The sequence below is a fragment of the Anabaena sphaerica FACHB-251 genome (assembly GCF_014696825.1).
Classification (GTDB): domain Bacteria; phylum Cyanobacteriota; class Cyanobacteriia; order Cyanobacteriales; family Nostocaceae; genus RDYJ01.
The window spans coordinates 224795-236446 of sequence record NZ_JACJQU010000005.1 but is presented as its reverse complement, the minus strand read 5'-3'; the positions used below and the strand labels follow the sequence as shown (position 1 = coordinate 236446).

Here is an 11652-nt window from a genome sequence, read left to right as displayed (position 1 = left end):
TACGAAGGTAAAAGGTTTTAAAGAGATTTGACAATCTCATCCTGTACATCCTTTCATCCTGGTTATCCTGATTCAGACAAAAAAATTTTGACTTTTGACTTCCCGCAGGGGTGTCCTGATCCAGACTATTATGAATTAATGCTGATGGACTTTTTCTAACAACCACAGAGAAGCTACAGTACCGATAAAATGAGCGAAAATGCCATTAATATTCGCAACTTCTACAAACACATCCATTGCGCGAATAATTCTGTAAGGGTCAGTAATGGCGACTCCTGGAGGTTGAGATACAGATTTTGCAACCAGCACACCTACCGTTGCACCTGCACCTAAGATACTAATTAAAATCCCCACCAAACCCACCATTATTCCCAGTCTGATAGCTCTAACAGTATCAGCCTTGCTAGGATGTAGAGCAGTATTAGGATTTAGCAACTGTTTACCGAGGCGCGTGTAACTATAATTCCAATAAACACTGAACAACAGTGCTAAAATTCCGCAAAACCCCCAAAATATCCCAATTCCTAGACCAGCATTTGGTTGTTGAGCAAAATCACGACCAGTAGAAGCAAATAATAACGCCAACCCGCAAACGATCGCCAGTCCCAGTTGCACCCATAAAGTAATCCAACCTGTGAAACGAATAGTGTTCCCAATATCTTGTAGCTTAGGTGCAAGTGTTGGCTGCTGGTGGTGCAGTCGCACTTCAGATTCAGATTCCGTGTGCATAATAATTACTGCTGGTTACTTGGCATATTTCCCATTTATCAATCTTAGTTTCATCGACTAACCATATATCCCCATCTCAAGACATAATTACCACAAAATATTTCAGCATAAGATAGAGATTGGTAATTCGTAAATCTTAATTCTTAATTCTTAATTGGGATATTTTCCCCAATCCCTAAGCTGTATAATTAGTTATGAGAGTCAGCACCAAGGACAGGAAAGAATGATTAAATCTTGGATGGTAATCGGGGGTGTGGCTTTCTTAGTAGCCTTGGCCAGTAGCCTGATTACACCGAGCGATCGCCAATGGTTCAGACATTTACAAAGACCTAGATGGCTGACTTTTGAAGCAGCAATTCCCCTCATCTGGACAGTAATATTTATTTGTGGCGCTTGGTCAGCTTATATTATCTGGGAACATAACCCAGGAACAGGTATAACCTGGTTAATGATGGGTTTCTACCTACTGTTAGAGATATTTACTATTGCTTATACACCTGTAATGTTTCGGCTTCGCAGTCTCAAAGTAGGTACAATTATTGGTGGCACAGGTTTCATCATCTGTCTTTTAGTCACCTTCGCAGTTGTACCTATTTCTATTTGGGCTGCATTATTACTAATTCCTTATTTACTTTGGAGTCCTATCGGTACATATACAACTTGGGAAATGATTCGTCTCAACCCACAGGATGCTTGACATATTAGGAATTAAAACCAGCGAGTGATTTCATTCCACATCCTTAGTTGTCAGACTTGCAATGTACATCTGAACAAACTACACAGGGAGGGTGAACCATGATTCAATCTTGGATGATTATTGGGGGTATAACTTTACTAATTGCCCTTGGTAGTTTCTTCATCACACCAGGGGATGTAAAATGGTTCACGCGCTTAAGTCGTCCGCAGTGGTTAGTTTTTGAACCGCTTATTCCCTTGATTTGGACTGTGATTTTAACTTGTGGTGCAGTGTCAGCTAATATAGTTTGGCAAAAAAATCCGGGCAGCATAATTACCTGGATGCTGATGGGATTGTATCTTTTAGCAGAGATAATCACTGTCGCTTACATACCTGTGATGTTGAGGTTTCGCAGTCTCAAACTAGGGGAAAAAATCGGGTTAATGGGTTTGATTTCCGCTGTAGTGTTAGCAATCTGTGTCTTACCAATTTCTGTTACCGCAGCCTTATTGCTACTTCCCTATCTGGTTTGGAGTCCCATCGGTACTTACACCACTGACGAGTTGCGAGAACTCAATCCCCAAGACGCATAATGTTGCTTTTCTGAGTGGTCACTTTTAGATAGTCATCACCAGCGATCACTCAGAGACTCCATCATCTTTCAGGATTTTTGCAGATTTATCTTGCAATTTGAACGTCAAATTAAACGTCCATAACGTGCAGTTACAGGATGATCAGGATTTGATAGATTACACAACCAAGCCCACATTTGATCACCAAAAGAAAAATGCCACCATTCTCTAGGATTGCGTTTAAATCCTGCCTTTAACATGACATCTAGTAACAATTCTCGATGGTGATTGTATTCTTGATTTCTATTAATATAATAATCAGGGTGCGATCGCTCTGACATTTCATCAATAGGTGAACCCATATTTACAACTTCCCAATTTTCATCTACTAGGGTAATATCTACCGCAGCACCCGTACTATGAGGAGGAGGAGTATTCATATCTAAACTTGGTACAGCCCAAATTTCATAAACCGCTTTCCAAACTTCTTCCCTTTCTTCCACTGATAAATTAACCTCAATTAAACCCCTTTCCTGCAAAGCTTGTGCAAAGCTATAATCTACCATAAATTGCTGCACAGCCACAGGACGATAAGCATCAAATATCTGAATATACCAACCCGGACGCAACAATTTTAAATAATTCTGTGCCTCAATTAAATTTTTGATCACACTTTCACGCAGAAAATAAGGTGAGTATCCCCCATAGTTAGCACCTAACTTTTCATAAGGATGGGGAGTTTCCACCGCAAACAGTTCTAGAGGAATATTAACTAAAGGTTCACCACATTCAATAATTGGGATTTGGTGATATGGACGCATAATTTATCAAAGATATCTTTACTGAGTGCAAGAAATTGTCTGTTGACATCTGGCGTTTTTTCTAAGCTTTTACTTCTGAATTCTGAATTCTGAATTCTGACTCCTGCTATATTACTCCCGATGTTCGCAACAAGACTTTTCTGGTACAGGATCATAACCACCAGGATGGAACGGATGACAGCGTAAAATGCGCCAAATGGCCATCCAACCACCACGGAACACCCCAAAGCGTTCAATAGCTTGGATAGCATACATCGAACAAGTTGGTTGAAAGCGACAAGTCGGGGGAAACAGAGGAGAAATGAACAAGCGATAACCCTTAATTAACCAAATCAATAATATTTTCATACCCAAATCATTTAAAGTAGTATCAAAGTCCCAAAATTCTCAGTTGCATCATTGTTGACTACATTTCCCGGTTTAGAATCTATTCTCCCATTGTGGCTGCAAATTTCCACAGCTGCGGCTTGGGTATTACTTGTTATCCTCATCGCTTGGGGAGTCAGTCGCTTTACCAACAGCGAACCCGAAATCATCCGCAAAATCGTGCATATTGGCACAGGTAATGTAATTTTACTAGCTTGGTGGCTAAATATCCCCGCTATCGTTGGGATTACAGCTTCAATTTTAGGCAGTATCATTACCTTATTATCCTATATATTCCCCATTTTGCCCGGAATTAATAGCGTCGGCCGCCAAAGTTTAGGAACATTTTTTTATGCTGTCAGTATTGGTATTTTAGTTGCTTGGTTCTGGTATTTACAGCAACCCCAATATGCAGCATTAGGCATTTTAACTATGGCTTGGGGAGATGGACTAGCAGCTTTAATTGGGCAAAGATTTGGTAAACATAAATATAAAATTTTTGGTTCAAACAAAAGTTGGGAAGGTTCTTTAACAATGACTTTTATTAGTTTCCTGATTAGTATGTTTATTTTACTGGAAACACAAGGAAATACTTGGCAAACGTGGGCGATATCAATAGTCGTAGCCCTAGTAGCCACAGCCTTAGAAGCTTTTTCATTTTTGGGTATTGATAATTTAACAGTTCCTATCGGTAGTGCAGCCTTAGCTTACTTCTTAACTCAAATACTGGTGCTTAATTCAATAGCTAAATACTAAGTTGTATATTACTATATTCTCTCTAGCCTAGTATTTATAATATTAGTTATACCCTCAAAAAACGGAAAAATATATATAGATGTAGCAAATAAATTCAAAAATATCAAATATTCAATATACCCCCTCTAAGGGTATGAATATATCTGTAAAAATTAAAAGATTTTATATCTACTTTGAGAAGTAGAACTACCAAATTTGATTTCTACCCCTAGATTTATGAATTACCGAGCAAGAATGCTTATAGTTGGGTTGTTAGGTGGTGATTCACCTAATTTCGTAAGTGAGGCTAATAATTATGTCAAATCAAATAAATGCGTCCGCTTTGTTTGTTGTCTTATCTGATCACCAACAAGAGTTTGTAACTGGTGGTGCTGACTTTGAATTAGCTGGCAGTAACTACGCCAACAGAACAGCCAACCTGCAAGGTACCACAGCTTCTGGTCCTAATGGTAGCACCGGTAACTCCATCGGTACAAGTGCTGCTGTCAACACCGCAGCCCAAGACTTATTAGGATTGGGAGCGCCCATAGTTCCTCAAGTTGGTGCGTTGGGTGCTGCACCCGTTCTCAATGGACAAGCAGCACCTATTGCAGTCCCTGGTGGTCCTGCTGGTCCCGGTGGTCCCGGTGGTCCCGGTGGTCCCGGTGGTCCATTCGGTCCTGCTGGCGGACCATTTGGCTAAATCAGCCCTGCCTATTAAGCACTCCTACAGGTGGTCAAAAAATCAACTTTCACCACACCAGACCGCTTCGCCTATCTAGGCTGGTAATGGTGCGTGGGGTAATCAAAGAATCAAATGCCCAGGTTCTTCTTGATACCCCTCCTTAAAATCTGCAACTGTTATTCCCAATAACTAACTGATGATTGCAGAAGTAACATTATTCAGTATTCAGTTACATTAAGCAGCATCTCCATCTCTGCGGTACTGCTGGTACTGATTAATATCACGGGATCTGGGTTTCTTGTCCTTGGGAGTTAGTAATTAGCGGATTCTAGAAGCGATGATGTTTGTTTTCTTTTTGCCCAAAAGAAAACAGTAAGAAATCAGTTCATGTTCTGGAATCCTTTGTTTAAAAATTACGTAAGTGAGGCTAAAAATCATGTCCCATCAAATCATTTCGTCTGAATTGTTTGTTATCTTGTCTGATGAAGCACAAGAGTTTGTAACTGGTGGTGCTGACTTTGAGTTAGCTGGTAGTAATTACGCTAATAGACTAGCAAATTTACAAGGTACTACAGCTTCTGGTCCTAATGGTAGCACCGGTAACTCTATCGGTACAAGTTCTGCTGTCAACACCGCAGCCCAAGACTTCTTGGGATTGGGTGCGCCCATAGTTCCTGATGTTGCTGCGTTGGGTGCTGCACCAGTTCTTAATGGACTAGCAGCACCTACCCCCTTAGCTGGTGGTGCTGGTGGTGCTGGTGGTGCTGGTGGTGTTGGTGGTCTTGGTGATCTTGGTGTCTAAGGCAGCTTCAGTTCTGTGCTGGACAGCTGCGTTTTTTAAGCATTTCCACAGGTGACTAAAAATCAACTGTGACACCAGATGGTTTCATCCATCTATATTTGAGAATGGTGCTTGGGGGTAATTAAAGAATCGAATTATCTGGTTCTTCTTGATCCCCCTCACTAAAATCTGCATAGGAAGTTAGTTGGGCTACGCGCCGACAGCTTTGAACAAGGACTATTGAGAAGCCAAAAAAGTGAACAGCTTTAAAAGAGTCTGGGGACTGGGTTTTCAGAAAAAATTGCATCTATGATTTAGTCTCTGGATTCTTTTATGTTGGATATTACGTAAATCAGGCTAACAATCATGTCATATTATACCATCATATCAAATTTGTTTGCAGATTTATCTGAGCAGCAACAGGAGATCATAGCCGGCGGTGCAGACTTTGAGTTATCTGGCAGTAATTTTGCTAACAGACTGGTGGCGTTACAGGGGTCTGTATTTTCTGGGCCAAATGGTAGTTTTGCAAATTCATCAGGTCAAAGTTCAGAAGTCAATACCGCAGCACAAGATTTATTGGGATTGGGTGCGCCATCTATACCTGATTTTCCAGCTTTGGGTTCTGCTCCAGTTCTCACTGGCTTACCAGCATTACCAAGAATTAGTTTGGCAGGTTTGAGAAGATTAGATGGTTTAGGTGACTTGAGAATTTGAGTTAAGCGAGGCTAACAATCATGTCATGTTCAATGATTACATCGGAACGGTTGATTGAGCTATCTGATCGGCAACAAGAATTATTAACTGGTGGTAATCAACCTCAGATTAGCAATAACAATTTTGCTCAAAGAAACGAAAATACAACAGAGACTAACCGCACTACTCCACTAGGCAAGGTTTCTAAAACTAATACAGATTTTGCTGATATCAATAGTGGCGCACAAACTATATTGTCATCTGATGCTCCCAGAGTTGCTCCCTTGGGATCTGTTAACAATCTATTACCTCCATTACCCAACAACCCCATATCAGTCAACAGTCCTCTAGGAATGTTTTAAGGGATTAACAAAAAGGTGAACAATTATGTTACAAGATGTCATGAAATCAGATTCACTAGTGCAGTTATCTACAGAGGAACAGGAAGTTTTCTTTGGCGGTCAAGCTTTGAATGATCCATTTATTGCACCTCTTGCAGCCCTACGAGATCGGCCTATTACTGCGTTGGGTCAAACCCTAAATGATGGTTCAAGCACTGTATTGGGCAATAATACTATAGAAGGGTCAACTACTTCTGGTCCCCTTGGCAGTTTTGGTAATTCCACTGTACAAGGTAAAGGTAAGAAGACAGGTGCAGAAGATATTATGATTCTGCCACCATTTTCGGCTGCAAGCCAAACACGCTAACACCAGAAGAGAGCAAAGCTGGAAAACTTTTTAGATTTTGGATTTTAAAATATTCAATCCTACATCTAAAATCTACAACTCTCTCATAACTGCCTTATCTTTGCCACCCATACTTTGCTTAAGAAATTGCTACTGGCAAAGTTAAATAAGCAACTTTTATACAAAATTTATTGTGGAATAATTTCGGGATTATGAGACTGTTAAAATTCAGGCAATAGGAAATTTTTACATCCGGGTTATTGTTCGTTTTTGTTGGGGCTAGTGAAAACTGACCATTGACTGATTGTAATACTGCGTAATCCTAGAAGTTATCATCTCATTTTTATTGGCTAAATCAGTAATTTAAAGTAAGAATTCAGGTAGGGCAATAAGATCCCCGACTTCTTTTGTTTATTGTGTCCACAAATTATAAATTGATGTCAGAAGTCGGGGATCTAGGTATGAACGAGTGCTATAGCTGAATACTTACAATTTAAAACTCAATCTGCAAGTAGATATCTAGAATCGAGTGTTTGTAATTAGGAAGGGGGGAGAGGAGATTCTTACTACTCGCTCAACGTAAGTGAGGTCTTTGAGGGAGTTTGAGCGTTCTCCTCGGTTTTTTCTCAGCGTTGCCCACGTCAGAGATGTCAAGAAAAGTTTTTGCTATGGACAGCGGTTACTTTTCTTATCCCCCACTAATGATTATAGAGGATTCTTCACCACGATGTTTACTGTTGTGAGCAACATATTTTATTCTGGCTCTGTTTCTTTAGGTCAACCCTTGTTGTTATCTAGTGTTTGGCAATTTTGATACTTTGGGTATTACTTAATATTCACCAAAAGATAGAGGCAAAGATACCTTTTCTGAAGGTTATTTGTCGAGAGATGGTTTTGAATCATCACCGGATGAGAAAATGCTGAACTTAGCTGATTAGTTGATGATATTTATTAACATGGAACAAAGAAAACAATTTTTTACTACTATCTGAGGACATATTACCTCAGACAGTTATTTTTCGGTGAGATGGGATTTGCAATCAAGTTATGTGGAGTTATCTAAGCCGCTTAGATATCAAACGCGATATGAGATAACCCTCATGTTTGTTGATGTTTCAATTGAAAAGGTGCAACGCCGTGGACTCTTTACGCCGCCATGAAAACTATGTTTGGAATGGGTCTGGTGATCCAGGTTCTGAACATCTGCATTCAGTTGAAGTTAATGAGTTTCTGCCCCAAATTCACAAATGGACTAGCGTTGGTTTGGGGGTAATGCTGACTATTTGTGTGGTGGGTGTAGGTTTAACCACTGTACTTACTTATAAAGTGACGGTGAAAGTTCCTGCCAGTATTAGACCAGTAGGAGAACTACGGCTAGTTGAGTCGGCTATTTCTGGACAGGTGCAGAAGATTGTGGTCAAAGACAATCAGGTGGTAACTCAGGGGGATGCGATCGCTTATGTTGATGATTCTCGTCTGCAAACGCAAAAAAGCCAACTGGAAAGCACTATTCAACAAAGTCAATTACAACTAGTACAAATTGATGCTCAATTAGGTGAAATCAATACTCAAATTCTGGCCCAGGGAAATTTCATCAATCGCACAATTGTAGCGGCACAAGCTGAGTTAGGTGGTACTCAACGCAACTTTGAAGACCAACAAATCAAAGCTGATGCAGAAATGCTGCAAGCAGAATTGGCTTCAAGATTTGCAAAATCACAGCTTGAACGTTTGCAAGAAGAAGGAGTATTAAAAACCACTATAGAAGAAGCACAGACAGCTTTGAATCTTGCCAAATTGCAAAGAGATAGATTGCAAGCGATCGCTGATTCTGGTGCAATATCTCAGAGTATGCTTGAAGAAAAACAACAAGCTGTTCAATCTGCTCAAGCCAAGTTAGAACAAGCTAAAAACAATACTAAAACTCTTTTGGAGGAAAAACAACAAGCCCTAGAAGTTGCTCAAACAAATCTATATAAAGCGAGAACAGCTATCAATCCTAATAATTCTGCTGTCATCATCGCATCGGAACGAATTAAACAAGAACAAGCTAGGGGTGAAGCTACCTTAGCCGCTTTGAAAAAAGAACTCCAGACTCTATTACAGCAACGTCTGGAAATTCAAAAGCAACTTATTCGTACTCGTCAAGATTGGCTACAAACAAAAACAGATTTGAATCAGAGTGTAATTCGCGCACCTGTTAGTGGCACATTACTACAATTAAAACTTCGCAATCCTGGACAGGTAGTACAACCTAGTGAAGCTGTTGCTCAGATCGCTCCCCTGAATGCACCTTTACAAATAAAGGCTTATGTACCTGCTCAAGAGATTAACAAAGTAGAACCAGGTCAAAAAGTCCAAATGCAAGTTTCTGCTTGTCCTTATCCAGATTATGGCACTCTTAAAGGCATTGTCAAAAACGTTGCTCCAGATATTTTACCAGTTGCACAAACCCAACCTCAAAGTAATTCAGCCGCAAATATTTCCCAGGTTAATGGTTACGAAGTTACTATTGAACCAGAAACATTATATGTAGGTAGAGGCGAAAATAAATGTCATTTACAACCAGGAATGCAAGGACGTACTGATATTATTTCCCGTGAAGAAACCGTACTGCAATTTATTCTCAGAAAAGCTAGATTAATTACTGATTTTAATTAGTCATTTGTCAGATCTCAGTAGTTTAGTTACGCAATCTTTCTGTTTTGGAAACTTGAATTGTTTATGTTTAACATATTCAGACCTCGAAGAAAGTACCAATCTGTTTTACAGGCAAGCGAAGAAGACTGTGGTGCTGCTTGTCTAGCTTCCATTTGCAAATATTACGGACGCTTCTTAAGCATAAATAAAAGCCGAGAAGCCGTAGGAACAGGACAACTAGGAACAACTTTATTAGGTTTAAAACGTGGATCTGATAATTTAGGATTCAATGCTAGAGCCGTTAAAGCCTCACCAGAACTTGTAGATAGAATTACAGAAATTCAACTACCAGCAATTATTCATTGGCGTGGTTATCACTGGGTTATTTTATATGGAAAACAAGGTAAAAACTATGTTATTGCTGATCCGGCCGTAGGAATTCGCTATATTAAACGCGAAGAATTGCTGTCAGCTTGGAACGGAGTCATGCTCTTATTAGAGCCAGATCCAGAGCGTTTTTCTCAACAACCCCAAGAAAAACCCCACGGTGGTTTGTTGCGCTTTTTTCTGCGAATTCTGCCCTATCGGGGATTGCTAACTCAAGTTTTGATAATCAATATTATCCTGGGTATCTTATCTCTCGGAAGCCCTGTTTTAATCCAATTACTAACTGATGATGTTTTAGTCCGTGGAGATATACAGTTACTAACAGTTGTTGTAACCTCTGTTGTTTTCATGACTATATTTAGTAGTAGTTTGCAAGTCATACAATCTACTATGATTGCTCATTTTGGTCAACGATTGCAATTAGGGTTAGTCTTGGATTTTGGACGGAGAATACTGCAATTACCTTTAAGTTACTACGAATCTCGCCGCAGTGGTGAAATCACCAGCCGATTGGGTGATATTAATGAAATAAATCAATTAATTTCTCAGGTAGTAGTGCTTTTACCTAGCCAATTTTTTGTTGCTATTATTTCCTTTTGCTTGATGCTATTTTATAGCTGGCAATTGACAATAGCAGTAATTATGTTTGGGGCTTTAATGACTCTATCTACCCTCCCATTTTTACCTATACTGCAACAAAAAACACGCAGCTTACTAGTTTTAGGTGCAGAAAATCAAGGGGTATTAGTAGAAACTTTCAAAGGCGCGCAAGTAATCAAAACAACTAATGCTGCTCCTCAATTTTGGGATGAATTTCAAAGCCGTTTTGGTCGTCTGGCTAATCTTACTTTCAGCACAATTCAAATCGGAATTATTAACGGTACTGTTGCTAAACTTCTTTCTACTCTTGGTGGTGTAATTCTACTGGGTATAGGCAGTATGTTAGTAATTAACAACAAATTAACTATTGGTCAAATGCTGGCTTTTAATGCCTTACAAGTGAATGTTTTGGCTTTAATTGGTTCTTTGGTGGGATTAGTAGATGAATATTTCCGTTCTCAAACCGCAATTTCTCGTTTACTAGAAGTTATTGATGCCACACCGGAAGTAGTTGGAGGTAGTCAAAAGCCCATTGCACAAATCTCAGGTGATGCGGATATTCATTTTTCTCATCTGACATTTCACCACGTAGGAAGAGTTGATTTATTAGAGGATTTTTCTCTTAAACTTCCCGGTGGAAAGGTAATTGCTTTAATTGGTCAATCAGGTTGTGGTAAAAGCACCTTAGCAAAACTAATTGCAGGTTTATATGAGCCAACTTCAGGTAATATCCGCATTGGTGTTTTTAATATCCATGATCTTTCCCTTGATTGTTTGCGTCAACAAGTGGTTTATGTACCTCAAGAACCACATTTTTGGAGTCGTACAATTTTGGAAAATTTTCGCTTAGGAACGCCTTCTATTCCCTTTGAGCAAATTGTGCAAGCTTGTGAAATTGCTGATGCAGATGGTTTTATTAGTCAATTACCTAATAAGTATCAAACTGTGTTAGGAGAATTTGGTGCAAATCTTTCTGGTGGACAAAGACAAAGATTAGCGATCGCACGCGGAATACTCACCAATCCACCCATTTTAATCTTAGACGAAGCCACCGCAGGACTAGACCCAGTTAGTGAAACTCATGTCTTAGATCGATTGTTGGCATCTCGCAAAGGTCAAACCACAATTTTGATCACCCATCGTCCCAGTGTGGTTAATCGAGCAGATTGGATAGTGTTAATGGATAAAGGTCAAGTAAAACTACAAGGTAGTCGAGATAGTTTCCTAGCTCAACAAGGAGAGCATATGAAGTTTTTAACTATATAACTATCTTACTT

Annotated in this window: 13 protein-coding genes; 10 read left to right on the top strand and 3 right to left on the bottom strand. The window is 39.6% G+C overall.

The genetic code is table 11. The features are described from left to right. Window positions 1–135 precede the first annotated feature (135 nt). Window positions 136–729 carry a DUF3611 family protein gene (locus H6G06_RS11840; RefSeq protein WP_190560282.1) on the bottom strand — a complete coding sequence of 198 codons (594 nt, stop codon included), beginning with the start codon at window positions 727–729 and terminating at the stop codon, window positions 136–138. Between the two features lie 223 nt (window positions 730–952). Here H6G06_RS11840 and H6G06_RS11835 point away from each other — a divergent pair, with 223 nt between their 5' ends. Next, complete coding sequence (locus tag H6G06_RS11835) at window positions 953–1426, top strand: TspO/MBR family protein (protein WP_190560280.1); 474 nt, start codon at window positions 953–955, stop codon at window positions 1424–1426. Window positions 1427–1524: 98 nt separating this feature from the next. Then, window positions 1525–1998 carry a TspO/MBR family protein gene (locus tag H6G06_RS11830; protein WP_190560278.1) on the top strand — a complete coding sequence of 158 codons (474 nt, stop codon included), beginning with the start codon at window positions 1525–1527 and terminating at the stop codon, window positions 1996–1998. Window positions 1999–2102: 104 nt separating this feature from the next. On the opposite strand, the gene H6G06_RS11825 is transcribed toward H6G06_RS11830, so the two are convergent. Then, window positions 2103–2798: a M15 family metallopeptidase gene (locus tag H6G06_RS11825; RefSeq protein ID WP_190560276.1), complete on the bottom strand. Its 696-nt coding sequence runs from the start codon at window positions 2796–2798 to the stop codon at window positions 2103–2105. 111 nt (window positions 2799–2909) lie between these two features. Next, on the bottom strand, window positions 2910–3146 hold the full coding sequence (gene yidD / locus H6G06_RS11820) for a membrane protein insertion efficiency factor YidD (RefSeq protein ID WP_190560274.1): 237 nt from the start codon (window positions 3144–3146) through the stop codon (window positions 2910–2912). A 51-nt stretch (window positions 3147–3197) separates the two neighbouring features. Between yidD and H6G06_RS11815 the strand changes: the two genes are divergently transcribed. The 8 genes from H6G06_RS11815 (at window position 3198) to H6G06_RS11780 (ending at window position 11641) form a co-directional block, all read left to right on the top strand. Beyond that, window positions 3198–3920, top strand: coding sequence for a diacylglycerol/polyprenol kinase family protein (locus H6G06_RS11815; RefSeq protein WP_190560272.1), 723 nt, complete (start codon window positions 3198–3200; stop codon window positions 3918–3920). A 295-nt stretch (window positions 3921–4215) separates the two neighbouring features. After that, window positions 4216–4602, top strand: a complete 387-nt coding sequence (locus H6G06_RS11810) for a CTB family bacteriocin (protein WP_190560270.1) — start codon at window positions 4216–4218, stop codon at window positions 4600–4602. Window positions 4603–5020: 418 nt separating this feature from the next. Next, entirely contained in the window at window positions 5021–5386 is a 366-nt protein-coding gene (locus tag H6G06_RS11805) for a CTB family bacteriocin (protein WP_190560268.1), read from the top strand. A gap of 345 nt (window positions 5387–5731) precedes the next feature. After that, the gene (locus tag H6G06_RS11800) at window positions 5732–6082 is read left to right on the top strand and encodes a CTB family bacteriocin (RefSeq protein WP_190560266.1); all 351 of its coding nucleotides are present in this window, start codon (window positions 5732–5734) and stop codon (window positions 6080–6082) included. Window positions 6083–6102: 20 nt separating this feature from the next. Beyond that, on the top strand, window positions 6103–6423 hold the full coding sequence (locus H6G06_RS11795) for a CTB family bacteriocin (RefSeq protein WP_190560264.1): 321 nt from the start codon (window positions 6103–6105) through the stop codon (window positions 6421–6423). Window positions 6424–6448: 25 nt separating this feature from the next. Beyond that, window positions 6449–6769, top strand: coding sequence for a hypothetical protein (locus H6G06_RS11790; protein ID WP_190560262.1), 321 nt, complete (start codon window positions 6449–6451; stop codon window positions 6767–6769). A gap of 1116 nt (window positions 6770–7885) precedes the next feature. After that, window positions 7886–9409, top strand: coding sequence for a beta-barrel domain-containing protein (locus H6G06_RS11785; protein WP_190560260.1), 1524 nt, complete (start codon window positions 7886–7888; stop codon window positions 9407–9409). Between the two features lie 63 nt (window positions 9410–9472). Then, window positions 9473–11641 (top strand): peptidase domain-containing ABC transporter, encoded by a 2169-nt coding sequence (locus tag H6G06_RS11780; RefSeq protein ID WP_190560258.1) that lies wholly within the window; start codon window positions 9473–9475, stop codon window positions 11639–11641. Window positions 11642–11652: the final 11 nt, after the last annotated feature.

Coding starts and splice junctions, on each gene's coding strand:
- H6G06_RS11840 (WP_190560282.1), bottom strand. CDS start 729: ATGCACACGGAATCTGAATCTGAAGTGCGACTGCACCACCAGCAGCCA.
- H6G06_RS11835 (WP_190560280.1), top strand. CDS start 953: ATGATTAAATCTTGGATGGTAATCGGGGGTGTGGCTTTCTTAGTAGCC.
- H6G06_RS11830 (WP_190560278.1), top strand. CDS start 1,525: ATGATTCAATCTTGGATGATTATTGGGGGTATAACTTTACTAATTGCC.
- H6G06_RS11825 (WP_190560276.1), bottom strand. CDS start 2,798: ATGCGTCCATATCACCAAATCCCAATTATTGAATGTGGTGAACCTTTA.
- yidD (WP_190560274.1), bottom strand. CDS start 3,146: ATGAAAATATTATTGATTTGGTTAATTAAGGGTTATCGCTTGTTCATT.
- H6G06_RS11810 (WP_190560270.1), top strand. CDS start 4,216: ATGTCAAATCAAATAAATGCGTCCGCTTTGTTTGTTGTCTTATCTGAT.
- H6G06_RS11805 (WP_190560268.1), top strand. CDS start 5,021: ATGTCCCATCAAATCATTTCGTCTGAATTGTTTGTTATCTTGTCTGAT.
- H6G06_RS11800 (WP_190560266.1), top strand. CDS start 5,732: ATGTCATATTATACCATCATATCAAATTTGTTTGCAGATTTATCTGAG.
- H6G06_RS11795 (WP_190560264.1), top strand. CDS start 6,103: ATGTCATGTTCAATGATTACATCGGAACGGTTGATTGAGCTATCTGAT.
- H6G06_RS11790 (WP_190560262.1), top strand. CDS start 6,449: ATGTTACAAGATGTCATGAAATCAGATTCACTAGTGCAGTTATCTACA.
- H6G06_RS11780 (WP_190560258.1), top strand. CDS start 9,473: ATGTTTAACATATTCAGACCTCGAAGAAAGTACCAATCTGTTTTACAG.